Origin of the sequence: Pandoraea cepalis, from assembly GCF_902459625.1 — a bacterium.
Lineage (GTDB): Bacteria > Pseudomonadota > Gammaproteobacteria > Burkholderiales > Burkholderiaceae > Pandoraea > Pandoraea cepalis.
The window spans coordinates 88,068-112,044 of record NZ_CABPRY010000013.1; the positions used below are offsets into that span (position 1 = coordinate 88,068).

The 23,977-nt window shown below is 63.1% G+C and carries 22 protein-coding genes; 10 read left to right on the forward strand and 12 right to left on the reverse strand.

What is annotated here, in order from left to right; all coding sequences use genetic code 11:
• Nucleotides 1-16: 16 nt before the first annotated feature.
• The gene (locus tag PCE31107_RS20635) at nt 17-1,228 is read right to left on the reverse strand and encodes an MFS transporter (RefSeq protein WP_150610495.1); all 1,212 of its coding nucleotides are present in this window, start codon (nt 1,226-1,228) and stop codon (nt 17-19) included.
• A 103-nt stretch (nt 1,229-1,331) separates the two neighbouring features.
• On the opposite strand from PCE31107_RS20635, the gene PCE31107_RS20640 reads away from it, so the two are divergent.
• Nucleotides 1,332-2,291, forward strand: coding sequence for a LysR substrate-binding domain-containing protein (locus PCE31107_RS20640; RefSeq protein ID WP_130026691.1), 960 nt, complete (start codon nt 1,332-1,334; stop codon nt 2,289-2,291).
• 142 nt (nt 2,292-2,433) lie between these two features.
• Here PCE31107_RS20640 and groL read toward each other — a convergent pair whose 3' ends face one another.
• The 9 genes from groL to PCE31107_RS20685 form a co-directional block, all read right to left on the reverse strand.
• Nucleotides 2,434-4,080: a chaperonin GroEL gene (gene groL / locus PCE31107_RS20645; RefSeq protein WP_130026692.1), complete on the reverse strand. Its 1,647-nt coding sequence runs from the start codon at nt 4,078-4,080 to the stop codon at nt 2,434-2,436.
• A 48-nt stretch (nt 4,081-4,128) separates the two neighbouring features.
• On the reverse strand, nt 4,129-4,419 hold the full coding sequence (gene groES, locus PCE31107_RS20650; RefSeq protein ID WP_017231613.1) for a co-chaperone GroES: 291 nt from the start codon (nt 4,417-4,419) through the stop codon (nt 4,129-4,131).
• Between the two features lie 436 nt (nt 4,420-4,855).
• Nucleotides 4,856-5,803, reverse strand: a complete 948-nt coding sequence (locus PCE31107_RS20655) for a VOC family protein (RefSeq protein WP_150610496.1) — start codon at nt 5,801-5,803, stop codon at nt 4,856-4,858.
• 58 nt (nt 5,804-5,861) lie between these two features.
• Nucleotides 5,862-6,710, reverse strand: coding sequence for a fumarylacetoacetate hydrolase family protein (locus tag PCE31107_RS20660; RefSeq protein WP_150610497.1), 849 nt, complete (start codon nt 6,708-6,710; stop codon nt 5,862-5,864).
• Between the two features lie 37 nt (nt 6,711-6,747).
• Nucleotides 6,748-7,737, reverse strand: coding sequence for an alpha/beta hydrolase (locus tag PCE31107_RS20665; protein ID WP_246181913.1), 990 nt, complete (start codon nt 7,735-7,737; stop codon nt 6,748-6,750).
• On the reverse strand, nt 7,734-9,071 hold the full coding sequence (locus PCE31107_RS20670; protein WP_130026693.1) for an amidohydrolase family protein: 1,338 nt from the start codon (nt 9,069-9,071) through the stop codon (nt 7,734-7,736). Before PCE31107_RS20670 ends, PCE31107_RS20665 begins: the two co-directional genes overlap by 4 nt.
• 4 nt (nt 9,072-9,075) lie before the next feature.
• Nucleotides 9,076-10,575 (reverse strand): FAD-dependent monooxygenase, encoded by a 1,500-nt coding sequence (locus tag PCE31107_RS20675; protein WP_150610498.1) that lies wholly within the window; start codon nt 10,573-10,575, stop codon nt 9,076-9,078.
• Between the two features lie 56 nt (nt 10,576-10,631).
• Nucleotides 10,632-11,705: a porin gene (locus PCE31107_RS20680; RefSeq protein WP_150610499.1), complete on the reverse strand. Its 1,074-nt coding sequence runs from the start codon at nt 11,703-11,705 to the stop codon at nt 10,632-10,634.
• A 98-nt stretch (nt 11,706-11,803) separates the two neighbouring features.
• Nucleotides 11,804-13,138: an MFS transporter gene (locus PCE31107_RS20685; protein WP_150610500.1), complete on the reverse strand. Its 1,335-nt coding sequence runs from the start codon at nt 13,136-13,138 to the stop codon at nt 11,804-11,806.
• A gap of 134 nt (nt 13,139-13,272) precedes the next feature.
• Here PCE31107_RS20685 and PCE31107_RS20690 point away from each other — a divergent pair, with 134 nt between their 5' ends.
• The 7 genes from PCE31107_RS20690 (at nt 13,273) to PCE31107_RS20720 (ending at nt 18,944) form a co-directional block, all read left to right on the forward strand.
• Nucleotides 13,273-14,283, forward strand: a complete 1,011-nt coding sequence (locus PCE31107_RS20690; protein ID WP_150610501.1) for a LysR family transcriptional regulator — start codon at nt 13,273-13,275, stop codon at nt 14,281-14,283.
• A gap of 173 nt (nt 14,284-14,456) precedes the next feature.
• Nucleotides 14,457-15,449, forward strand: coding sequence for a MerR family transcriptional regulator (locus PCE31107_RS20695; protein WP_150610502.1), 993 nt, complete (start codon nt 14,457-14,459; stop codon nt 15,447-15,449).
• A 41-nt stretch (nt 15,450-15,490) separates the two neighbouring features.
• A complete protein-coding gene (folE, locus tag PCE31107_RS20700) occupies nt 15,491-16,222 on the forward strand; it encodes a GTP cyclohydrolase I (protein ID WP_130026698.1) in 732 nt (243 codons plus the stop codon).
• A 39-nt stretch (nt 16,223-16,261) separates the two neighbouring features.
• Nucleotides 16,262-16,948, forward strand: coding sequence for a sigma-70 family RNA polymerase sigma factor (locus PCE31107_RS20705; protein WP_150610503.1), 687 nt, complete (start codon nt 16,262-16,264; stop codon nt 16,946-16,948).
• 108 nt (nt 16,949-17,056) lie between these two features.
• Nucleotides 17,057-17,638 (forward strand): lipocalin family protein, encoded by a 582-nt coding sequence (locus PCE31107_RS20710; protein WP_150610504.1) that lies wholly within the window; start codon nt 17,057-17,059, stop codon nt 17,636-17,638.
• A complete protein-coding gene (locus PCE31107_RS20715; protein WP_150610505.1) occupies nt 17,635-17,823 on the forward strand; it encodes a DUF2256 domain-containing protein in 189 nt (62 codons plus the stop codon). Before PCE31107_RS20710 ends, PCE31107_RS20715 begins: the two co-directional genes overlap by 4 nt.
• Nucleotides 17,820-18,944, forward strand: a complete 1,125-nt coding sequence (locus PCE31107_RS20720; protein ID WP_150610506.1) for a hypothetical protein — start codon at nt 17,820-17,822, stop codon at nt 18,942-18,944. Before PCE31107_RS20715 ends, PCE31107_RS20720 begins: the two co-directional genes overlap by 4 nt.
• On the opposite strand, the gene PCE31107_RS20725 is transcribed toward PCE31107_RS20720, so the two are convergent.
• On the reverse strand, nt 18,928-20,409 hold the full coding sequence (locus PCE31107_RS20725) for a sensor histidine kinase (RefSeq protein WP_150610507.1): 1,482 nt from the start codon (nt 20,407-20,409) through the stop codon (nt 18,928-18,930). The two genes, PCE31107_RS20720 and PCE31107_RS20725, sit on opposite strands and share 17 nt — an antisense overlap.
• Nucleotides 20,406-21,149 (reverse strand): response regulator transcription factor, encoded by a 744-nt coding sequence (locus tag PCE31107_RS20730; RefSeq protein WP_150610508.1) that lies wholly within the window; start codon nt 21,147-21,149, stop codon nt 20,406-20,408. The genes PCE31107_RS20725 and PCE31107_RS20730 overlap by 4 nt, the downstream gene beginning before the upstream one ends.
• Nucleotides 21,150-21,538: 389 nt before the next feature.
• Between PCE31107_RS20730 and msrB the strand changes: the two genes are divergently transcribed.
• Together msrB and PCE31107_RS20740 are read left to right on the forward strand one after the other, a co-directional pair.
• Nucleotides 21,539-21,982 carry a peptide-methionine (R)-S-oxide reductase MsrB gene (gene msrB, locus PCE31107_RS20735; RefSeq protein ID WP_370364011.1) on the forward strand — a complete coding sequence of 148 codons (444 nt, stop codon included), beginning with the start codon at nt 21,539-21,541 and terminating at the stop codon, nt 21,980-21,982.
• A 76-nt stretch (nt 21,983-22,058) separates the two neighbouring features.
• Nucleotides 22,059-23,882 (forward strand): cytochrome c biogenesis protein DipZ, encoded by a 1,824-nt coding sequence (locus tag PCE31107_RS20740; protein WP_150610509.1) that lies wholly within the window; start codon nt 22,059-22,061, stop codon nt 23,880-23,882.
• The last annotated feature ends 95 nt before the right edge of the window (nt 23,883-23,977 follow it).

Sequence of the window (23,977 nt, forward strand, 5' to 3'; positions counted from 1 at the left end):
GTCACACCACACCGCCTCACGCGGCTGCGACCTTGCTCGCGCCCTGACGTTGGGGCCAGAAATACCACACTGCCCCCAGCGCTTGCAGTGCGATCAGGCCCGTCCAAGCGGAGAAATGCGCTTGCGCACTGTGCGCCGCGTAAGTGCCGAGCACGGCCCCGACGCCCACCTGACACAAGAAGATCAACAGGAAGATGACGAGCGTGAGCGACGTATTTACGCGCCCGATCAACGTGCCGTGGAAATGCTCCGCCAACACCGCATAAGACAGGATGCCCGTGCCGCCGAAGATGCCATAGGCGGCCCAAAGCCAGACCGGTGGAATCGGCGCACGCATCAACAACAGCGACTGCACCACGACGAACAGCACCATCCCGGCACCGGAAAAGGCAAACACGCTCACGCCACGGCGTTCGAGCGAGCGCGCAGCCGCACCGAACACGACGCTGCCGGCCATCATCGCAAGCCCCACGACCGACACCAGCGAGGCAGCTTGCGACGCCGACAGCCCTTCAACGTCGCGCATGAACGGCGCCATCCATAGCGATTGCATTGCGTAGAACACGCCCTGCGTGATCCCCGAGAGCGAAGTCACTTTCCAGAACATTCCGCTCCCCAGCACCTGACGCACGCCCTTGAGCGCCTCGGACAACCCGCCTTGCGCGTGCGAACCCGGCTTCTCGGGCGCGCCGAACCACAGCGCGACCGACATGAAAACGGTCAACGCCGCCAGTCCGAACGACACAATGCGCCAGTCGGTCAGCCCGAGCAGCCAGTTGAGCGGCGTTCCCACCACGACTCCGCCCATGCCCCCCACGGCCATTACCAGACCGTTGAGCAGCGGCAAACGTGCCACCGGAAACCATTGCGCCAATGCCTTGAAGGCGCTGCCCAGACACACCGACACGCCGACGCCGATCAGCAAGCGTCCCGCCATCAACGCGCCGACGCCTTGCGCCAGCCCGAACAGCGCGGCACCCGCGGCTGCGAGCAACAGCACCAGCGACGCCACCCGGCGCGGGCCGAACTTGTCGAGCAGCACGCCCGCCGGCAATTGCGCCCCGGCAAAGCCAAGAAAGTAGAGGCTCGTCAACAACCCGAGGTCGGTCGACGAGAGGCCGAGATCGCGCGTCATGTATGGCGCAAACCCAATATTTACGCCGCGATACACATAGGAGACGAAGTATCCGCAGGCGAACAGGACGAAGATGCGAAGTGCCTTCGACATGAAGCTATACCTTAGTCATTTGCTCGGGTATCGATTGTCGGTGGAACGCCGGCGTGAAGCCAACGAAACCTTTGCGCCCGTATTGTGAGTAGAATTTGACATCATGATTCCTCACCTCCCGCCCCTCCAATCGCTGCGCGCACTCGAAGCTGCGGCCCGCCACCGTAGCTTTACGCGGGCGGCCGACGAATTGAATTTGACGCACAGCGCCGTGAGTCATCACATGCGCTCGCTAGAACAGCAACTCGGCACGGCGCTGTTTCGCCGCGTGGGGGCTCGCATGATCCCGACCAGTGTCGGGGCGCGTCTGGCCGAGCGAGTACGCATTGGGATGTCGGAACTCATTGAGGCGATGAATGAAGCCCGAGCGGGCACGGCGTCGGGCGCGTCGCCCGCCGTCGTTCGTCTGGAAATCAGCGTCATGACCGATCTCGCGGCCCAATGGCTGATTCCTCGGCTGGGCCGCTTTAGCGAGCAGCAGCCCCATATCGATCTGGTGGTGCGAATTCACGCGGATATTGCCGCGCCCGATCCGTATTCGGTCGACGTCGGCATCTGGCATCAACGGGTCGAAGCGACCGGGTTCGTCACGCGCAAGCTGCTCGATGACTATGTGATCGCCGTGTGCCACCCCGATCTGATCGCGCGCGTGCCCGGGTTCACGGTGGCCGATACGCACAAACTGCCGATGCTGCGCTTCGCCTATCGATCATGGCGCGATTGGCAGGTCGCCGCCGGATTGGCGCCACATGAGCCAACGCGCGGGCCGATTTTCGACGACTCCGGGTTGCTCCTGCGTGCCGCCATGGCCGGACAAGGTGTCGCCACCACACGCAGCTTGCTCGTTCGCGATGCGCTCGCGTGCGGCGAGCTGGTGCAGATTGGCGATGTCCGCATTGCGCCGAGCCTCGAATATCACGTGAGCTGGCGGGAAAACCATCCGCGCGAGCGCGCGATTCACGCCTTCTGGCAGTGGATGCAGGATGAGATTGCGGCCACGACTCCGCTTGCCGTACCCGGTCTGCGGCGCGGCGACGGCGACGTGCCGATCGCCCAGGCATAAAAAAACGGCAACGAATTCCGAAGAAGTCGTTGCCGTTTCCGGTGCGGACTTGCGCCGCCGAATCGAAGATTCCGTGGCGAAGTCCGGCGACCAGACAGGTGGGGTGCCTTGCGGCACCCCGTCATGCCGTCTCTTGCGAGACTTACATGCCCATGCCCATGCCGCCCATACCCCCCATGTCACCCATGCCGCCAGCCATCGGAGCATCTTCCTTCGGCAGTTCGGCAACGGCGCAATCGGTCGTGAGCAGCAGGCCCGACACCGAAGCGGCGTTTTGCAGTGCGGTGCGGGTGACCTTCGTCGGATCCACAACGCCCATTTCCACCAGGTCGCCGTACTCGCCGCTCGAAGCGTTGTAGCCGTAGTTGCCCTTGCCGGCAATCACGTTGGCCACAACGACGCTGGCTTCTTCGCCGCCGTTGGCGACGATCTGGCGCAGCGGTTCTTCCATGGCGCGCAGCACGATCTTGATACCGGCGTCCTGGTCAGGGTTGGCACCCTTGATGTCGGCCACGGCCACGCGAGCGCGCAGCAGTGCAACACCACCGCCCGGGACGATGCCTTCTTCCACGGCAGCGCGGGTAGCGTGCAGCGCGTCTTCGACGCGTGCCTTCTTTTCCTTCATTTCGACTTCGGTCGCAGCGCCGACCTTGATCACGGCAACACCGCCGGCCAGCTTGGCCACGCGCTCTTGCAGCTTTTCACGGTCGTAGTCGCTCGTGGCTTCTTCGATCTGGGCACGGATTTGCTTGACGCGGGCTTCGATGTTCACGCCTTCGCCGGCACCATCGATGATGATGGTGTTTTCCTTGCCGATTTCGATGCGCTTGGCTTGGCCCAGCTCTTGCAGCGTGGCCTTTTCCAGCGTCAGGCCGATTTCTTCGGCGATGACCTGGCCACCCGTCAGGATGGCGATGTCTTCCAGCATGGCCTTGCGGCGGTCGCCGAAGCCCGGGGCCTTGACGGCGCAGGTCTTCAGGATGCCACGGATGTTGTTGACCACCAGCGTAGCCAGGGCTTCGCCCTCGACGTCTTCGGCGATGATCAGCAGCGGACGGCCAGCCTTGGCGACTTGCTCGAGCACCGGCAGCAGGTCACGGATGTTCGACACCTTCTTGTCGAACAGCAGGACGAACGGGTTTTCCAGGATCGCGACTTGCTTTTCCGGGGTGTTGATGAAGTACGGCGAGAGGTAGCCGCGGTCGAATTGCATACCTTCGACGACGTCCAGCTCGTCTTGCAGCGACTTGCCGTCTTCGACGGTGATCACGCCTTCCTTGCCGACCTTGTCCATCGCCTTGGCGATGTAGTCACCGATCGAGGTATCGCTGTTGGCCGAGATCGAGCCGACTTGAGCGATTTCCTTGTTCGTCGTGCAGGGCTTGCTGATCTTGCGCAGTTCTTCGATGGCGGCGGCAACGGCCTTGTCGATACCGCGCTTCAGGTCCATCGGGTTCATGCCCGAGGCAACGTACTTCATGCCTTCGCGCACGATCGACTGGGCCAGCACCGTGGCGGTGGTGGTACCGTCACCGGCGTTGTCGCTGGTCTTGGAAGCCACTTCCTTGACCATTTGCGCGCCCATGTTCTGGAGCTTGTCCTTGAGTTCGATTTCCTTGGCGACCGACACACCGTCCTTGGTCACGGTCGGGCCGCCGAAGCTGCGCTCGAGCACGACGTTGCGGCCCTTAGGGCCCAGGGTCACCTTGACGGCGTTGGCGAGAATGTTGACGCCCTCGACCATCTTGGCACGAGCGGCATCGCCGAAAACGACTTCTTTAGCTGCCATTGCATTAACTCCTTGAATACTTTACGTAGATGTCTGGGGGAGACAGTCTTAGGCGGCCACGACGGCCATGATGTCTTCTTCGCGCATGACCAGCAGTTCCTGGCCATCGACCTTCACGCTTTGGCCGGCGTACTTGCCGAACAGAACGCGGTCGCCCACCTTCACATCGAGTGCGATCGACTTACCTTGATCGTCTTTCTTGCCCGGGCCGACGGCCAGGATCTCGCCCTGGTCCGGCTTTTCAGCAGCGGCTTCAGGGATCACGATGCCCGATGCGGTCTTCGTTTCGTTGTCCAGGCGCTTGACAATCACGCGGTCATGCAAGGGACGAAGGTTCATTACAAGCTCCTCTTTCTCTCTGTGAGATCGACAAAACCTAAATATGCAAACATTTGCATATCTGGTGAATTCATGGCGTTAGCACTCTGCGCCAACGAGTGCTAATTATAGGGACGGGGTTTGACGATTTCAAGACGCGGGGTTTTCCCGGAGGTGAATTTCGGGTGTCGAGATTCATGTCGCGATGAGTCTGGCTCATGTCGCAGTGAACCTTTCACACCCAATGCAGCGCACAAAACATTCAAAATCAACTACTTAACAATCAAAAGTGGGCCACCGAATCGCTGCCCATCGTTGCCGCCCTTTCGGCCGGGTCAGGTCGAGCGCCGTCAATACATTGGCGCAGCGGTGAGCAACGTATTGGGCTTACGGCCGCACGCCGGGACCGTTCAGGGCCGGCATGTGCTGCGCCAAGACCGCGGCGGCATGGGTCTCGTCAGTCCTGGGCCTCGGTGTTGTGAATAAAATTCTCCGGGATGTTCGGCCCCCATAGGTACAACGAATCCTCCGGCGCGAAATCCCCGGCGGGCCAATCTCGTCCGGCCGAAACAAAATCAATGTCGGCCGAGTACTCGCAAAAGGATCCCCATGGATCCTCGACATAATGAAAGTAATTCGACCCCAACACATGCCGCCCGGTCCCCCATCCCTTCGCGTAGCCGGCGGCCAGCATCTGGGCAGCCCCCTCCCCAACCAGATCGACGCCTTCGACATCCCACGACGAATGATGCCAGCCACGCGCGCGACTTTTGGCAAACGCCACCAAATGATGGTCGCAGCCATGCGGCGCGTGCGTGAACGCGATCAGATCCAGCGATTTATCGGACAAACGAAGACCCAGCGCGCGTTCGTAGAACGAGACCGCTCCCAGGACATCTGGCGAAAACAGCAACACATGCGATAGCCGTCGCGGCTTCACCCGCACCACCTCCGCCCGAGTACAAGCGCCGCGGGCGTCCGCCGGGACAACGACAGCCTGGCTCGCCGTCTTGCTATTCGGGCTGGTTTTCGGCCCCACCCGCACTTGAATCAGATTACCGTCGGGATCTCGGAACTCAAAACCGGCACCGCCCCCTCCCGCCATCGAAGCGACAACGCTCGCGCCCGCCGCGACCGTCTGGGCACGCAGGTCCGCGAGATCGTCCTCGTAGCAGTTGAAGCTAAGGTATGCCATCTCCTTTCGCTCCCCCGCGAGCACGCGTCCCCAACGATGGCCGTCAGTCGCCCTGATCTCGAGTTCGTCGCCCTGCAGTCCGGCGCGGTTGACCGTCAGGCCGAAAGCCTCGAAGAAGCGATGGGCTTCGTCGATCGACGGGACATTCAGCGCGAAATGGTCGATGGAATGCACCGCTGCCCGCGGATGCGTCGATGAGAATTCGGTCATGACTCGCTCCTCGGAAATCATCGGCGACAACTCGTTGGTCGATCGTTCATGAAACACCTTAGCGGATGGCCTCGTCAACGACGGGATTGCGCAGCACGCCGATGCCCGCCACGCTGACCTCACAAAGGTCGCCATGCTTCATCAGAAGTTTCGGTGTGCGTGCCCAGCCGATACCTGAAGGCGTACCGGTCACGATCACGTCGCCCGCTTCGAGCGTAATGGCCTGGCTGACGATGCTGATCAGTTGAGCGACGTCGAAGATCATGTCGTCGGTACTGGCGGACTGCACGACCTCACCATTCAGACGTGTCTCCAGAAGCAGCCCCTTGGCGCCGGGTGGCAACTCGTCGGCCGTCACGAGGTCGGGACCGAATGCACCTGTGCCGTCGAAATTCTTCCCGACCGTCCATTGCGGTGACTTGAACTGGTACTCCCGAACCGACCCGTCGTTGAAGAGCGCGTAGCCCGCAACGCATTCGAGCGCATCCTCCTTGCGGATGTGGCGACCGCCCTTGCCCAGCACGGCCGCGATTTCGCCTTCGAAGTCGAGGCCCAGGCTATCGGATACTGCCGGGCGCACCAACGGTTGTTCATGCGCCACCAGGCTGGTTGCAACGCGAAAAAAAATCGTCGGGTAATCCGGTTGCTCGTATGGGCTTTCCTCCGTGTGGTCAGCATAGTTGAGGCCGACACAGATGAGCTTGGGGGGACGGGCAAGCGGCGGCAGGTACACGAGACCTTCGGCGCTCACCTTTTCCTGCCCGGCGTGCGCGCGGCCATGAGCGACGAGATCGACCCCGCTCGCCAACAACGATTCCAGGGTGTCCTCGCCGAGCACGCGAATGGCGTCGCCATCGCGAACGCCCAACGTCGCCTTTCCATTTTTTACGAACGATACATAACGCATGGGTGTTCTCCAGAGACTTTAGGGTTGGCGCGCCCGCTCACCGATCGCGGGGCAGCGCATGTTGTTCGAGCCACGCTGAAAAAGCGCGGCAGATGGTGTCGTTGGCGCGACGCGCCGAACGTGAGGCTTCGAAGAAGCCAAAGAACGGATGAAACATGTCTTCGAAGCACAGGAGTTGCACCGGCACACCCGCCGCCTCAAGACGCCGCGCGTAGGCAATACCTTCGTCGCGTAGCGGGTCATGGCCAGCGACTGCGATCAACGCGGCAGGCATGCCGCGCAGATCGGCAGCGCGCAGCGGCGACGGGGGGAACTCCCGCGCACGCGCCAAAGCCGAGCCCATATAAAGCCGCGAGATGTCTCGCAGGTCGGATGGCGAAAGCATCGGGAAGTCGATGCCCTTCGCCTCTATGCGCGCGACGTCGCGAGCCATGTCGACGCCGGGCACAACGAGCAGTTGCGCGGAGATACCGACGCCGCAATCGCGCAACGTCAGTGCCGCCGACGTTGCCAGATTGGCGCCGGCACTCTCCCCCGCCAGCACGACCCGCGACGGATCCCCGCCAAGTACCGCGACATGGCGGACCGCCCAGCGCGTCGCGGTCAACGCGTCGTGATGTGCGGCGGGAAACGGATGCTCCGGGGCCAGTCGATAGTCAACCGACACCACCACCGCCCGCATGTCGCGGCAGAGCTTGCGCGCGATGTCATCCATCAGCTCGACACTGCCGAGAACAAATCCGCCACCATGGAAAAACACCACCGTAGGCATCACCGCGCTCGGATCCAAGGGACGGTAGACGCGTACTGGGACATGCGCCCCCGCAGACTCGGCGATCGCATCTTCCATCGCGCCGACCTTCGGCAATGGATTGCGTTCACGCGCTGCCATAATGCCGCGGCGCATACGTTCACGGGCTTGCTGCGGCGTTCCGGAAAACGGCGGAAGCGTTTGCGCTGCACGCATCGCTGACACGAGATCCGCCAGCTCGCGGTCCAACGGCTGAGGCAATTGAGCGTCACTCATTTCAATTCAAGAATGTATTGCTGGGACGCAACAGCACGCTGTCGCAGAACGTTCAGGTCGACACCGATCATTCGGCCCTGTCGCTTCACTGCGCGCCCGGCGACGAACACCGAGTCCACATTGCCCGGATGCGCGGCAAGCACGACAGCGCCCACGGCGTCCGACACCGGGGTGAGGTTGAGGTCCTCTCCACGGATCATGATGATGTCGGCCTGTTTGCCAGGCGTCAGAGAGCCGACTTTGTGATCCAGCCCGTTGGCGCGCGCCCCCGCCAGCGTGGCAAACTCCAGCACCTCGCGCATCGAGAGCGTTGCGGGTGCGTTCTGGACCCGCGAGTGTTGCCCGCCCATCCACGAACGGTAGTACGCGAAGGCATGACGCATCTGCGTGAACATATCGCCCGAGCATTTGGTCTCGGTATCGCCGCTCAAGCTAGGCCGGATGCCCACCGCCAGCAAGCGATCAAACGGGATATCGCCAATGCCTTGTGCGTTCAACTCGCAGTGCACGCCGAGCGAAGCGCTTACGCCGGCGTCCGCCATCATCGCGATCTCGTCGGCGCCGGAAAAACAGCAGTGCACGAACGTCAAGTCGTCGCCCAACACGCCCGCGTCATGCATCTGCGCGATCGCTCGTACTGAGGCGTTTCGCGCATACGCCCCCATGTGAATGCTCGATCGAATTCCGAGGTCGCGCGCAAGGCGCAGATCTTCCAGCCAGACATCGCGCCGCGTCATCTCTGGGCCCCGTGCCGCCATGGCAAGCGTGAGCAGTTGATCGTCCGACGAAAAATACCGCGTTCGCAACCGGCGAATATCTTCCGGATGCCCCCGCTGACTGTCGAACATCCACGACGCACCGTCCACTAGCGGCCAGCCATGTGCAAACACGCCACGAATGTTGGCCTCGCGCAGCCCAAGGATCGCGGCATCCGCGTGATCGGGGCTGTTCTGGACATGAGACCAATCCAGCATCGTGGTGATGCCACCGTCAAGCGCGGACACTGCGCCAAGCATCGTGGCAACATGAACGTCTTCCGGGCGAAACGCAGCCCCCTTCGCGCCCAGCATTTCGGCGAAGTAAATTTGCGGATCGATATCCGCGTAGCGATGCCGCACGCAGCTCTGCCAGGTATGGCGGTGGGTATCGACAAACCCCGGCAGGACGATCATGCCGCTTGCGTCGACGCGTTCGGCATCCGCTGCGTCAATGCGTGGCGCCACCGCCAGAATGCGCTCGCCCTCGATCAGCACGTCACCCACGCGCAGATCGCCGATCGCCGGGTCCATGCTCAGCACCCAGCCGCCCGTCAGTAATCGTCGATGTTCGCTCATGGGGTCACCGCTTCAGCCATTTGCCAAGTTGCACGTCGATGTCTTCTTCGCGAGCCAACGCCTCGCTTGCCCACGCGACATAGCCATCGGGACGCACCAGCAATCCCTTGACACCTTCGAGCACCGCAGGAATGCGTGCGACACGAGCCCTGAGCACGCTCACCGGCCGACCGGTAACGTCGATCGATTCGAACTGACGTGCAAAGCCGTCCAGATCGATCAGCAAGAATTTCCGCTCGCGCAACGCCTGCGTGATCGCCACTGACCGGCCATCAAGCAAGACCAGGTCGATATCTGGGCACCGCTGCCCGGTCAACGGATGGCTGCCGGGATCGCACGGATAGGCCGTCTCCAGACCATTGAGTTCGAGCACCAATTTGCGTTGCACCTCCGGCAGCGGGATCAGATGCTCCTGCATCCGCCGCTTGAGCGCGACGGCCTCGGGGCCGAAGTTGAATTGCAACGCGCACTGCGCCTTTACGCTCTCGAGCAGCCGGCGCATGACCGGAAGGCGTTCCGCATCGTAGGTGTCTAGGGTCTCGGCGTCCGCCACGCCGTTGATGACGTTGGCCAGCTTCCAGCCAAGGTTGAACGCGTCCTGCAAGCAGAAGTTCATGCCTACGCCACTGGCCGGATAGTGAATACGGGCGGATTCCCCTACCAGAAACACACGCCCCTGCCGAAGGGTTGGCACCGCGCGCATCTGGTCATCGAAACGCGAAGCCCAGCGGTATCCCTTGATGCCGTAATCGGTGCCATGCACGTCACGAATGCACTGCAACACCTCATCGAGCGTAACCGGCTCGTCCTTCGGTGCGTGCCGGCGATCACGATGCACGATATTGAATCGCGTAATGCCTTCGCCGAATACGTAGCCGCGCACCCACCCCATCTCGTTGTCCACATTGATACGCCCCCCCGGCCACGGCGCCTCAAGCTCAGCGTCGACAACAATGCCGCGAAACGTCCCCGAATGCCCGTCGAACGGAAGACCCAGCTTTGAACGCACGACGCTGCGCCCGCCATCCGCGCCGACAACGTACCGGGCGCGCAGCGTCGAGAGATTGCCGGTGGAATCGGATAGCGCAAGCTCCACGCCGTCATTCACCTCGCGGACGTCACGGACTTCCTCGCCTCGCCGGATCACCGCTCCCGATTCAGCGGCCCACTCCCACAGTACTTCCTCGGTCTTGTTCTGGGGCAAACCCAGCGTGAAGCCGAAGCGCGTATCGAGGTACTTCCATTCGATCGGATGGAATCCCGCCCAAATGTGCGATGGTCGATACGGATAGTCCGCAATTTCACGCGTCTTTCGGATCAGTCGATCAGCGACGCCTCGGGTATCGAACAGCTCCAGAACCCGTGGCAAAATCGTGCCTGCGCGCGACTGCACGCCTTCGGTGCGTCGCTCAAGGACAAGCGTCTTTACGCCGGCGCCGGCCAACTCGGCAGCCATCGTCAAACCCGACGGGCCACCACCGACAACAATCACATCCCACTGCATTGCATTTTCTCCATCAGAACCCGAGACTGAACCGGCCGACATGTTCACGTTGCCGGTTAAAAGAAGTGCGTGACACCGGCCTCAAGCACCGCCTGGTGCGATGCCGAAGCCGGCGGTTGATTTCGAAGCACGGCAAACTGGCCTGACCCAGCGAACTGAAACACGCCGAGGAGATAAAGACTGGTGCGTTTCGAAAGGGCATAGTCGATATGCCCGTGAAACTGATTCCACTTGTAAGACTCGAGTTTTGTGTACGAGTAGCCACCGCCAATTCGCGTCTGCGGCGTCACGTACTTGTAGGCGCCCACATCAATCGATTGCGCCGTGGCCGATGCGCCAGCAGCCGATAGGCGCGTGTAGCTGTAGTTACCCATCACGCGCCAGCCGTCGTTCACGTATGCGACGCCCACCGTGCTGGTGTTCTGGTTCTGGAATACCGATGCCGTAGGCGCCTTCGTGAAATCCAGACCGTACAGGTGCGACACTCCCAATTTGAGCCCCGGCGCATACGGAACGCCATTGACGGACTCCCAAACGGCAACGGATTGCCACGGCCCTGCCGTGTAAGCCACTTCGGCACCGACGACGCGGCCCGTGTTGGTGGTCGAGCCTGCCTGCCCGATCCCGTACATCAGACCGAACTGAAATCCGCCATAGAGGGGTGACTTGTATTTGAACGAGTTGTTCAGGGCGTTGCCGACCGTTCTGTCAAGATTTCCCGGATGCGTCGCGAGAAGTGACGTAAACCGCTCGGAGGTAAAGGGCACCAGATCGGCCAGCAAGTCGTACATCGAACCCATGGTCAACGTACCTTTGCTCGCGGAACTCAACCCGACGAAGCTCTCGAATGGCGCGTCGGCTCCGTTATTGAGAAAAGCGTAGCGGCTCAAGCGGAATACCGCGGAGGTGTCGCTGTCGATCACTTCCTTACCCGAGATCGCAAAGAACGGCACGGCGTGGGTATTGGTGGCTTGCCACAGTGCTCCACTACCGATTGGGCTGGCGTTACTGGTGTACGAGACACCCATACCAAGCAGCCCAGAGAGCGTCACGCTCGATTGAGCATGAATGGATGCGCTTGCCGATAACAATATCGCAGTACTAATAAATTTTACTTCTACGAGCTTCATTGAAACGTCTCCTGGCTATTGTTTTTTGTTTCCCACCTCACGCATGTCGCAATGCGCGGTCGCACGCGGGTGCGATGTTAAGCACGATCAACGGCGAATCAAGGCGCACCCACTTGCGTCGCAACGTTCGATATGACGCTTTCGGTACGCGACACACTCCGGTACAGCGCTGCAGACGCCACCAGTGCGATCCCCCCTGACACGGCGAATACAACTGCCATGGCATTGGGCAAGGCATCTGCACTACCGGCGAACAGGAGTCGCCCGACGAGGGCGATGAGCGTGGGCGAAAGGCCCTGACCAAGCAACCCATTCAACACGAGCACGATCGCCATGACGATGCCGATCGACTGCGTGGGTACGACGCGCGCCACGATCGTCGACGTGACGGACATGAAGGTCCAGGAGAAAAGAACAACCAGTGCATCGACGATCCAGAACGTCTGCAGCGTTCCCGTCAGCACCAGCGCCACCGTGAGTAACGCAACGGCAATACTCGTCACCATGCCCACCCGTGCAACGCTGGTCAGCGCCGCCGCTCTGCGCTCCATCGCCATTCCCGCCAACCAGAGCCCGAGCGGCCCCATGGTCAGCAGCACGGCCCCCTGAATCAGCCCAATCTCTCTCATGCCGAGATGAAAGCGTCGAACGATCACCGTTGGGAGCCACGCCGCCAGGCCGAACGTGATGATGGCGTTCGCCACGACAAAGAGGAACAACGGTCCGAAGATGGCACGATGCGCCCAGAGATAGGTGGCGAGGTGGTGCGTGCGCCGCGGCTGGTTCGTCGCGCCGTCGCGTTGACGCCCCGGATCCTTGCTCAGGAAAATCATCACGCTCATCGGCACGCCGACCAACCCAATCAGGAACAGCGTCATCTGCCAGGCCGTCACATTTCCCAGGAACGGGATGGTGTTCATGCCGGACGACTGAATCACGCTCATCAACGGACCGCCAAGGACCAGCGACAGTCCGGTGCCAAGCATCAACGCCATCGTATAGACGGAGAGCGCTCGCGCGCGCCGGTCCTCGTCCACACCGTCGCGAATCAGTGAATACGACGACGGGGGAATCAACGCCTCGGCCCCACCCACAATGACGCGCGCGGCCACCAGGACGGCAAAGGTGGTCGCTGCAGCGTTGGCCGCGACTGCCAGTGACCACACCAACACCCCGGCGGCAATGATCAGACGACGGTCGAATCGATCGGCCAGCCAGCCCGCCGGCAATCCCACCACGATATTGGCCACAGCAAATGCCGCCCCAATCAAAAAGCTGATTTGCACGTCGCTCACACCGAAATCACGCTGGATCGGCGCGACCATGAGCACCAGGATGTTCTTGTCGATCTGGGCCAGCATGGTCATCAGCGTCAAGGTGGCGACCAGCCCCCACTGGGCAAGCCGCGAGCCCGCCTTACGATACGCCTGCATAGGTTCATGTCTCCGTGATGCTTGTTGGTTTCCAGGCTATGGGTGCCTGATGAGCCGATTATAGGTATCGCATGACATTTATATAATTTATTGTTTAAATACGGTGCATCCATACCGTAAATATCAAACAGGTCATGCGATTCAATAAACTCGATCTCAACCAACTCGTGGTGCTAGATGCCCTTCTATCCACTCGCAGCGTCGGCAAAGCCGCCGAGCGTTTGTTCTTGAGCCAGCCCGCGACCAGTTGCTCGCTGTCCCGCCTGCGCGAGTATTTCGAGGACGAGTTGCTCGTGCCGGTGGGAAAAACGCAGGTACTCACACCACTAGCCGAGGAGTTGGCAAAACCCGTGAGGGACGTCCTGCTCCAAATCCAGACGATCACGCGCGCACGTCCCACGTTCGATCCTGCGACATCGACACGTCGCTTCACGATAGAGGCGTCCGACTACGTGATCAGTGTGTTCCTGTCGGAAGTGGTCAAGCGCGCGACAACGCTGGCGCCCCTGATGCAGTTCGATTTGCGCGCGATCAGTCCGCAGACGCCCGAGCATCTGGAGAACGGCGAGGCAGAACTGCTGATCGCACCAGAGTTCGCCAAGGTTGCCGGCCATCCGGCGGAGCCTTTGTTCGACGATACGTTTTCGTGTCTCGTGTGCGCCGAGTACCAATTGGCGGGCGACCGGTTGACGGAAGACGAGTACTTCGACGCCGCTCATGTGGGTGTCGAATGGGGGGGCGGGCGTCGCATTACTTTCGACGCCCGCTCACTGTCCACGAGCAAGCGCACACGGCGCCAGACGGTGATCGCGCCGACCTTCACGCTGGTGCCCGCGTTGCTCGTGGGTACCTCGCGCATCGCCACGCTCCCCTCCCGGCTGGCGCATCAGATGGCGCAACGTTTCCCCCTTCGCGTGCTGGAATGCCCTGTCGGCATCCCGGCCTTCGTCGAAAACCTTCAGTGGCACAAGTATCAAGAACGTGATCCGGCCATCGCCTGGCTGCGGTCGCTGTTTCGTGAGACCGCCGAACGCTTGCCCCCAATCTCGACGCCCGGCGAAGAGGCCGTCCGTAAATCAGGCGCCGGGCGCGGGACGCATCGGCGCGCCGAACCCAAAATCAAGCGATCGAAAACCACAAATTAGCTGCGTGCCAATCCATCGGCGTAGTAGCGACAACGCCGTGTTTCGACCGCAGGCTAAGCAGATAGACGATGTGAGTCGATATTCAGACTCATATATGGCAAATACCGTGTATTGAGTTTGTATTATTGACTCACAAGGTAATTTGAGTTAATTTACGGCTCATTGAGTCGCTTTTGCACGACAACGGCCTCAGGGGGGAGAAGACGGTGGACACAGTTCGACGGTATCGAAGCGGCGAGGCAGCCAAGCTCGTGGACATGCCTGCGGCGACATTGCGTATCTGGGAGCAACGGTATGGCGTGGTGTCGCCGCCGACCAGCGCCTCGGGTCAGCGCTTATATTCCGATGTCGATGTCCATCGTCTGAAGACGATCAAGGCACTGGTGAACCGAGGGCACGCCATCAGCTCAATTGCCCACTTGGATAGCGATCAGTTGAGACAATTGGCGAGCGGAGACAGCATCCGCACGCTTACGACCGCCCCCATGCGTGACACGAACCTCTTCATCGTGGGATTTGGTGAAAGCGTGACGCTTGAGATGCCGAAGGGTATCCATACCGTCCGGCTCGAAACCGTTCAGGAGATCCCTCCCTCTGACGGCGACGAGTCCACCGAGAACCGCGTCGTCATTCGGGTCGAGGCGCTTCACGAAGACGTGGTCCTGGCGATCGTCTCAGCCGCGCAGCGACTGCACTGCGATGACCTGCTCGTCGTGTACGCATTCGGTACGACGCGGGCCGCAGAACTCGCGCGATTGGAGGGCATCAACCTCAAGCGCGCCCCCAACGCCCTGCTGCACGCGAACGACCTCCTCGCCGAGTACCTGCAGACGTGGCACCGCAGCGATTCCAGCAACGAAGGCCAGGAACGGATCTGGCGCAGGACGCCGCGTCGGTTCGACAACGAGACACTGATCAGCGCGGTTTCCCGCTCGACGACCATCGCTTGCGAGTGTCCCAAGCATCTCGCCGAACTGGTGCTGCAGATTGCCGCGTTCGAGCGTTATAGCGATGAATGCGAGTCGCGTTCACCGGCCGACGCGCTGCTCCATCGACACCTCGGCGACGCGGCCAACAAGGCCGTTGCCATGTTCGAAGCGGCCCTCGCCGCCGTGGCTGAGCATGAAGGCTGGCCCATTCCGGCGACCACGCCCGGAGACCGCTGAACGTCGGGACGCATCGGCGCATTTCTTTTCCGGAGAACCTCATGGGCGCGATTATCGATTCGCAACCGGCCATCACGAAGGGCGCCGCAGAGGGCGTCCCGTTGTCGCAAGTCGTCCGGCAGCGCTTGCGCAACGCCGGTGTCCGGTTTCACGCCAACGACAATATCGCCCCCTACCTGCGCGAAGGCGATGTCGAGACATTGCAGGGCGAAGTCGCGACGCATATCGAGAACGCGCTTCGCGCGCTCGTCATCGACGTCGACAACGACCACAACACGCGTGAAACCGCGAAGCGCGTGGCGAAGATGTTCGTCCGGGAAGTGTTCTCGGGACGTTACGAGCCGCCGCCCGCGGTCACGGAATTCCCAAACATCGGGCAACTCAACGAACTCACGCTGATCGGGCCACTTCGCGTGCGCAGCGCGTGCTCGCATCATCTCTGCCCGATCATGGGTCGCGCGTGGATTGGCGTTTTGCCTGCGGCAAATTCGAACCTGCCCGGTCTGTCCAAATACGCCCGATTGCTCAATTGGGTCATGGCACGACCGCAGATTCAGGAAGAAGCCGTCAAGCAGATCGCCGACTTGCTCGAAGAAAAAATCGCCCCCGACGGACTCGCCGTCGTGATGGAGGCGGACCACTTCTGCATGCATTGGCGAGGGACCAAAGACGACGGGGCCCGCATGGTAAGCAGCGTCATGCGGGGACGTTTCCTCGAAGATCCCGCGTTGCGCCGCGAGTTTCTGGCATTGATGCCCGACCGCTCGCAGTAACGGCATCGATCCCGCAGCATCCTCCCTGGAGACGCCGCGATGACAACCATCGACATCAGTCAATACGCTTGTCCAACGGGCGCGGGCGTCGCGGGTAGCGTGTCGAAGAACGCGCCCGCGAGTGCGTGCTCGAGCGCGGCCGGTGACAGCGCGGGTGCCGCCCGCGTGTCGGCTCGTCCTTCCCTCGGCGATTGCGCCGACCTGACGGGTCTGGTGACGCTTGCCCAGCTCGGCGACGAGGACGCGTTCGCGCAGCTTTACCGGCATACCTCGTCCGTGCTGTTCGGCGTCATCCTCCGCGTGATCCATCATCGCGCCGAAGCCGAGGATATTCTTCAGGACGTCTATATGGCGTTGTGGCAGCGTCGTATTGTGTTCGATGCGCAACGCGGCGACGTGCTTGCGTGGATGTCGGCCATTGCCCGGAACCGAGCCATCAGCTATCTACGCAAACGACAACCGATTCCGCTGGACGAGACCCTCATGTCGTCCATCGCCGCGGATACCGCCCCGCCGCCGGAACTGACCGAAAAAGATCGCGAAAGGCAACGACTCTCGGTGGCAATGACCGCCCTCTCTGCGCAACAGCGGCAGGCCATTACGATCGCCTACTTCGGCGGTTTCACCTACACGGAACTTGCCCGAACGCTGGGTGTACCGGAGGGCACTGCCAAAAGCTGGATTCGTCGAGGCCTCGCCAAGCTACGGGATGTGCTCGAGTCCTGAAAATTCGCGCCATCGATCACGGTCGACGATACCGACATTCGATGTCGGCGTCCGTGATGAACGACGGGCGCAAACGCAGATTTCCCCTTCACCCACACAGGGACTGATATGACAAACGCTGTTCCCGCCAAAAGATCCGTCGCGCTGCGGTTGCTGAGCGCGCTCTCGTTCTCGTTCGCGTTCTTCCTGCTCTCCGGGTGCGCCAGCACGAGTCCGCCGCCTGGGGTCTCCCCCGTGTCGCCCTTCGATGTAAGTCGCTATCAGGGCCACTGGTACGAACTGGCTCGCCTCGACCATGCGTTCGAGCGCGGCATGACGGACGTGTCCGCCACCTACACGCCGCAGTCAGATGGCAGTATTCGCGTGCTCAACCGAGGCTTCGATACGTCGAACGGTCGGTGGCAAGCGGTGACCGGCAAGGCGCTGTTTACCGGGTCGCCGTCTGTCGCATCGCTGAAGGTATCGTTCTTCGGGCCGTTCTACGGCGGTTACCACGTGGCCGCCATCGACCCCGACTATCGCTGGGCGCTGGTGGTGGGGCCGAATACCGGTTACTGCTGGATTCTCGCGAGGCAGAAGCATCTCGGCGCGAGCGAGCTGGAGCGCATTGTGGCGCGTGCGCAAGCGTTGGGGGTCGATACGGCGTCGCTTGTCTGGGTGTCTCATGACCGCGTCGATCCCGACAAATGACCCAGCACGGTAAGGCGTTTCTGCCCAGCAAGGTGTGTCAAGCTTGCGGCCGGCCCTTTGCCTGGCGCAAGAAATGGGCGCGGGTGTGGGACGACGTCAGGTACTGTTCCGAGCGATGCCGGCGGGTGCGTCGCCCGGAGCCGGTACAATCGGGACAAAATACCTTCGCCAAACCCTTCCGATGATGTCAGTTTCATCCATCCGCCTCATCCGTTCAGCCCCTTCCGCTCGCCCTGTCCGGGCAGCGCTTGTCCTGGCAGCACTGGCGGCCGCGCTGGCCGGCTGCGCGGGTCCCCGGTCGCAGGCCACGCCGGCGACCCCGCCGAGCGCCAGCGCGGTACCCCCCGCTTCCTCGAGTCCATCGCCCGCCGCCGACGCGCCGAAGGAGGCCGCTGCGCTGCCGTGGTGCGTGCAGACCTCGCTGCGCGAGGAGGACGACTTGATGCGCAACTTCGGCGGCATTCCCGCCGGCGTTCGCCGGATCGAAGAAACCCGCTTCATCGCCAGCTACGATCGCGCCACCGGCAAGGTCGGGCCGCTCGACAACGGGAATCGCTTCGTGATGGATTTCGACGCACAAGGTCACCTGCTCGCGAACACCGACCGCGGCCACTATTCGTATGACGCCAGCGGCCGGTTGGAGAGCATCGATGGCGCCCCCGTCGAGTGGCAGAGCGCCGACGCCTGGATCGTGCGCGGTCCCGGACGTCGCGCCACATGGAAGGAGCAGGTGCGCCAGGAGAACAACGGGCAGTGGGAATGGACCCGTAGCCTCATCGCTGCCGCCAACGGCGCGCATCACCACCGTACGGGCAGCCTGCAGGCGCGACGGTTCGACGACGAGTGCTTCGCGCTCTCGCGTCAATGGTCGGCGCCCAACGAAGCACGTCAGGTCGTCACGGCCGACGGCAAGGTGCGTCCAGCGCCGAAGCGGGTCTCCTACCGGACGTTCGCCAGCGTGGAGCGCACGCCGGACGGTGGGCGCATCGTCCGCGACAACGGCGCCGCCGCGCTCATCGACGGCCAATGGCTCGCGCTGGCGTGGGACAACGAGGTCGCGCAATACTCACCGCGTCACGAACTCACGCGCGTGACCCGCACCGACGCCGCCACTGGCGAGCGCCATGTGTCGGAGTACCACTACAAGTACGACGCGCACGGCAATATCGTGCGCGTCGTGATCACCTCGCCCGCCGCGCATGGCGAGAAGGTCGACCCGTTCGCCAATGTCTTCGTGCGCAAGCTGACCTACTTCGACGCGGCGCCGGCAGCCCCGGCGTCCAACCAACTCACGTCGGCAAAGTAAAACGGAACGTCGCCCCCTGCCCGGGCGTGTCGACCAACGTGATGCGCCGTCCGTGCAGTTGCAGAATGCGATGCACGATGCGCAAACCCAGCCCGCCCTCGCGGCGGGCGCCGCCGACCGTGAATGGCCGCTCGAACAGGCCTTCGCGCGCGGTCTCGGGAATGCCGGGACCCGTGTCGCTCACCAACACTTCGATGTCGGCGCCCACCGGCGCCACCGCCACCGTGATCTCACCACCCGACGGCGTATAGCGCAGCGCGTTGTCGAGCAGGTTCGTGAACACGCGCTCGATCAGGCCGAGGTCGGCCCGCGCAACGGGAATTTGCGGCGCGAGTTGCGCGCGCAACGCGACGCCGCGCGACTCGGCACTCAGTTCGAATTTCTGAAAGACGTCCTGGATCAGATCCGTCACGGAGAACGGCTCGGCCTCGGGCTGCACGAAGCCATGTTCCAGACGAGCCAGTTCGAACAGCGACCGCGCCAGCGCGCCGACCTTGCGGCTCTGATCGAGCGCAATGCCCAGATAGCGCCGCCGCTCGGCGGGGGTGAGCGTGGCGTCCTTGAGCGAAAGCGTCTCGAGATAGCCGTGCAGCGAGGAGAGCGGCGTGCGCAGATCGTGCGAGATGTTGGCAATGAGTTCGCGCCGCTCCTGATCCTGACGCGTGAGCGTGCGCCACTGCGTGCCCAGCCGCTCGACCATCTGGCGGAAGGCACGTTCGAGCACCACGATCTCGTCGTTCGGCCGCGCCTGCTGCGACGCCAGTTCATCCGCGGAGACGGCAGGCAGCGGCACCGGGGCCGCGTCGATATCGAACTCGCGCACGGAATCCGTCAATCGGCGCAACGGACGCGTAATCAGCGCGAACGCCGTCAGACCGGCAATCAGGCACAGCGCCGCCACCAGGCCGATCGACCATAGCGCCGTATCGAGCGCCGCGCTCGTCGCGCCGCGCGCCGCGAAGCGGTCGTGCGCCTCGCCGACCAGCACGACGTAGACGTAGCCGACCTCGCGACCGTCCACCCGCAGCGGTGCGGCACTGAATACCTTACGGACATCGGCGTTACGGGGATCGTCGCCATAGATCGGCAACGCCTCGCCATCGATCAGCCGATGCACGGGGGCCAGATCGACCTGCATGCGCCGCAGATGGCCTTCAGGCGCCGCGTGACCGGTAATGCGCCCCTGCATGTCGAGCAGATACACTTCGACGCTCGGATTCACCACCATGAGTTGCCCGAACAGACGCCTCACGGCGTCGGGCTTCATGCCGTTCGCGTCCATGAGCTGGGCATTCGCGGCGATATGCTCCGCCAGTCCGCGCGAGAGTCCCTGAATCACTTCGGCTTCGTGCATGCGATTGGCGCGCACCTGCATCCACGCCGACGTGCCGCAGCACACCAGCAGCAGTCCCGCGAATACCAGCGACAGGCGCTGCGTGAGGGTGAGATTCCAGCGACGCATCATGCGCCTCCTGCCTCGGCACCCGTGCCGTCGGGCCCACCGTCATTGGCGAACTTGTAGCCGCGTCCCCAGACCGTGAGGATACGCGCGGGCTGCGCCGGATCGGCCTCGATCTTGGCACGCAGGCGATTGATGTGCGTGTTGACGGTGTGCTCGTAGCCCTCGTGCTGATAGCCCCAGACCGCATTGAGCAGGTCCATGCGCGAGAACACCTTGCCGGGCTGGCGAGCGAAGAAGTACAGCAGATCGAATTCGCGCGGCGTGAGATCGAGCCGCTTGCCGCCAAGCGATGCCTCCCGCGCAATCGGGTCGATGAACAACCCCGCCATCGCCAGGCTGCCCGCGTCCATGCGCGCGTTGCGCGCCAGCGCATCGACCCGCCGCATGAGCGCCTTGACCCGCGCCACCAGCTCCAGCACTGAAAACGGCTTGGCCAGATAGTCGTCGGCGCCCAATTCCAGCCCGAGAATACGATGCACTTCGCTCGCGCGCGCACTGATGATGATAATCGGCGTATAGCGGGTCATCGCCCGCGCGCGACGGCAGATTTCCAATCCGTCGACGCCGGGCAGCATCAGGTCGAGGACCAGCGCATCCCACCCGCCCTCGGACAATCGCCGAAGGCCTTCGTCGCCGTCGGCGCAATGCACGACCTCGAACCGCTCGTCGCGCAGATGCAGCGCGAGCAGGTCGGCGATATGCACGTCGTCTTCGACGAGCAGAATACGGCGCGGCGATTCCATCGCAGGAAAGGCTCCTGGAAAAGTGGGTCTTGAGGGCCCCATTGTGCGCAGTTCCCGCACCGCGAGGTATCACGAATTGTTTAATTTTACGTGAGGACTTTGCCATCGCTGGCGCACTACCCTTCAATTATCGATCCGGCGCGAACGCCTGCTGTGTCTGCTGAGCCGAACCACGGCCGTCGCGCTCCCCTGAACACGCGGCGGCGGGCCAGCTCCGCGCCGGATCGCCCTACTGACCGGAGGATGTCATGCGTTTGTCCGATAACCCACCGCGCAAACCGTCGCGCACGCACGCCGCGAAGGCTGCCCCGACGCCGTCGCGCCGCGCGTTCCTGCTGAGCGCCACTGCGGCAGCCGCCGCCGTCGCCGCCGGGCTGGTGCCGCGCCTCATGCGCCCCGCGCACGCCGACGATGCCCGTCGCGCCACGGATCCCGAGCACTTCGAGGTCGCCTACAGCGATGCCGAATGGCGCAAGCGTCTGACGCCCGCCCAGTACGAGATCTTGCGTCAGGCGGGCACCGAGCGTCCCTATTCCAGCCCGCTCAATGACGAACACCGCGCCGGAACGTTCGCCTGCGCCGGCTGTGCGCTGCCGCTTTTCTCGTCGCGCACGAAATTCGACAGTCACACGGGTTGGCCCAGCTTCTGGATGCCGCTGGATCATGCCGTGGGCACGCACACCGACTCGACCTTCGGCATGGTTCGCACCGAAGTCCATTGCCGACGTTGCGGCGGCCACCTCGGCCATGTGTTCGACGACGGTCCGAAGCCGACCGGCCTGCGCTATTGCATGAACGGCCTTGCGATGACGTTCCAGCCGCAACCCGCCTGAGCGCCATGCGTCAGCCGTCGTCAAGTTACCCACCTCCGCTTCGCCCGGCCAACGGGTGCGGCTCAAGGAGCGCTTCATGACTTTGCTCATCCTCGCCTACCTCGGCGGGATTCTGACAATCGTTAGTCCGTGCATCCTGCCGGTGCTGCCGTTTGTTTTCTCGCGGGCTGGCCAATCGTTCTCGCGCAGCGTGTTGCCAATGCTTGCGGGCATGGTGCTGATGTTCGCGCTGGTGGCAACGCTCGCCGCCGTTGGCGGAAGCTGGGTCGTGCAGGCGAACCAGTATGGCCGCTGGCTAGCGCTCGCGCTCGTTGCCCTGTTCGGTGCGACGCTCCTCTTCCCGAAACTCGCCGAACGGCTCACGCATCCGCTCGTGTCGCTGGGTGATCGTCTGTCGCAGTCCGCGCAAGGGAGCACCGCCACCACGGGCGATGCGAACACAGGGGCCCGTCCCGGCGCGTCGTTCCTGCTTGGTATCGCCACCGGCCTGCTCTGGGCGCCCTGCGCCGGCCCGATTCTCGGGCTGGTGCTCACGGGCGCGGCGCTGCAAGGCGCCAGCGTCGGCACCACGCTGCTGCTCGCCGCCTATGCGGCCGGCGCCGCCACGTCGCTTGGGCTGGCCCTCCTGGTCGGCGGACGCGTCTTCGCCACCATGAAACGCTCTCTCGGCGCAGGTGAATGGGTTCGCCGCGGGCTCGGCGGGCTGATGCTCGCGGGCGTCGCCGCCATCGCCCTCGGTCTCGACACCGGTGCGCTGGCGCAGCTCTCGACGGCGTCGACGGGCGGTATCGAGCAGCGGCTCGTCGACCGGCTTGGCGCAGGCCGCGCCGCCGCCCAGGCCGATGCCAGCACCGATAGCCACGCCGCTGGCCCGACCATGATGCCCGTGCGCGGCACGATGGTGCCCGCCACCGCCGATGCCCCAGCGCCGTTGCCGGTCGAAGGCCAGTTGCCCTCGCTGGACGGCGCCGTGCAATGGCTGAATTCGCCTCCGCTCACGGCGCAGGCGCTTCGTGGCAAGGTCGTGCTCATCGACTTCTGGACCTATTCCTGCATCAACTGCCTGCGCACGTTGCCCTACGTCAAAGCCTGGGCGCAGAAGTATCGCGACCAGGGCCTTGTCGTCATCGGCGTGCACGCGCCCGAATTCGCGTTCGAGCGCGACATCGGCAACGTGAAAAAGGCCGTACACGATCTGGGCGTTGACTACCCGGTGGCCATCGACAACGACTTCGCCATCTGGCGCGGCTTTCACAATCAATACTGGCCGGCACACTATTTCGTCGATGCCCAGGGCCGCGTGCGCTACCACCACTTCGGCGAAGGCAATTACGCCGAGTCGGAACGCGTGATCCAGCAGCTGTTGCGCGAGGCCGGTGCAAAGCAGGTCGCGAGCGGCATTGCCGACGTGCAGGCCGGTGGTATCCAGCAAGCGGCCGACATGGGCGACGTTCGATCGCCGGAGACTTATGTCGGCTACACGCGCGCGGAGAACTTCGCCTCCCCCGGCGGGGCCGTGCGCGATCAGGTCAGCGACTACCGCGCGCCATCAACGCCGTCGCTCAACCAATGGGCGCTGGCCGGCGACTGGCGCGTGGGGCCGGAGCAGGCCACCGCCATGCAGGCCGGGGCGCGTATCGTCTATCGCTTCCACGCGCGTGACCTGCATCTCGTGCTCGGCCCGAAGGCCGGCGGCGAACCGGTGCGCTTTCGCGTAACGGTCGACGGTAAGCCGCCGGGCGACGCGCATGGCACCGACGTGGGCGCCGATGGTACCGGCACCGTCGCCTCCCAGCGCCTGTACCAGTTGGTGCGCCAATCAGGCGACGTGCGCGACCGTACGTTCAGCATCGAGTTTCTCGATCCGGGCGTGTCGGCCTACGCGTTCACCTTCGGCTGAGGTCGATGGCATTCGGTGCATCGCACCGCGCCCCGTCCTAAAATCCAATGACCCGGCAGCGACTTCGCATGACCGCTGCCATCGAGGCGTCTACG

Coding starts and splice junctions, on each gene's coding strand:
- PCE31107_RS20635 (WP_150610495.1), bottom strand. CDS start 1,228: ATGTCGAAGGCACTTCGCATCTTCGTCCTGTTCGCCTGCGGATACTTC.
- PCE31107_RS20640 (WP_130026691.1), top strand. CDS start 1,332: ATGATTCCTCACCTCCCGCCCCTCCAATCGCTGCGCGCACTCGAAGCT.
- groL (WP_130026692.1), bottom strand. CDS start 4,080: ATGGCAGCTAAAGAAGTCGTTTTCGGCGATGCCGCTCGTGCCAAGATG.
- groES (WP_017231613.1), bottom strand. CDS start 4,419: ATGAACCTTCGTCCCTTGCATGACCGCGTGATTGTCAAGCGCCTGGAC.
- PCE31107_RS20655 (WP_150610496.1), bottom strand. CDS start 5,803: ATGACCGAATTCTCATCGACGCATCCGCGGGCAGCGGTGCATTCCATC.
- PCE31107_RS20660 (WP_150610497.1), bottom strand. CDS start 6,710: ATGCGTTATGTATCGTTCGTAAAAAATGGAAAGGCGACGTTGGGCGTT.
- PCE31107_RS20665 (WP_246181913.1), bottom strand. CDS start 7,737: ATGAGTGACGCTCAATTGCCTCAGCCGTTGGACCGCGAGCTGGCGGAT.
- PCE31107_RS20670 (WP_130026693.1), bottom strand. CDS start 9,071: ATGAGCGAACATCGACGATTACTGACGGGCGGCTGGGTGCTGAGCATG.
- PCE31107_RS20675 (WP_150610498.1), bottom strand. CDS start 10,575: ATGCAGTGGGATGTGATTGTTGTCGGTGGTGGCCCGTCGGGTTTGACG.
- PCE31107_RS20680 (WP_150610499.1), bottom strand. CDS start 11,705: ATGAAGCTCGTAGAAGTAAAATTTATTAGTACTGCGATATTGTTATCG.
- PCE31107_RS20685 (WP_150610500.1), bottom strand. CDS start 13,138: ATGCAGGCGTATCGTAAGGCGGGCTCGCGGCTTGCCCAGTGGGGGCTG.
- PCE31107_RS20690 (WP_150610501.1), top strand. CDS start 13,273: ATGCGATTCAATAAACTCGATCTCAACCAACTCGTGGTGCTAGATGCC.
- folE (WP_130026698.1), top strand. CDS start 15,491: ATGGGCGCGATTATCGATTCGCAACCGGCCATCACGAAGGGCGCCGCA.
- PCE31107_RS20705 (WP_150610503.1), top strand. CDS start 16,262: ATGACAACCATCGACATCAGTCAATACGCTTGTCCAACGGGCGCGGGC.
- PCE31107_RS20710 (WP_150610504.1), top strand. CDS start 17,057: ATGACAAACGCTGTTCCCGCCAAAAGATCCGTCGCGCTGCGGTTGCTG.
- PCE31107_RS20715 (WP_150610505.1), top strand. CDS start 17,635: ATGACCCAGCACGGTAAGGCGTTTCTGCCCAGCAAGGTGTGTCAAGCT.
- PCE31107_RS20720 (WP_150610506.1), top strand. CDS start 17,820: ATGATGTCAGTTTCATCCATCCGCCTCATCCGTTCAGCCCCTTCCGCT.
- PCE31107_RS20725 (WP_150610507.1), bottom strand. CDS start 20,409: ATGATGCGTCGCTGGAATCTCACCCTCACGCAGCGCCTGTCGCTGGTA.
- PCE31107_RS20730 (WP_150610508.1), bottom strand. CDS start 21,149: ATGGAATCGCCGCGCCGTATTCTGCTCGTCGAAGACGACGTGCATATC.
- msrB (WP_370364011.1), top strand. CDS start 21,539: ATGCGCCCCGCGCACGCCGACGATGCCCGTCGCGCCACGGATCCCGAG.
- PCE31107_RS20740 (WP_150610509.1), top strand. CDS start 22,059: ATGACTTTGCTCATCCTCGCCTACCTCGGCGGGATTCTGACAATCGTT.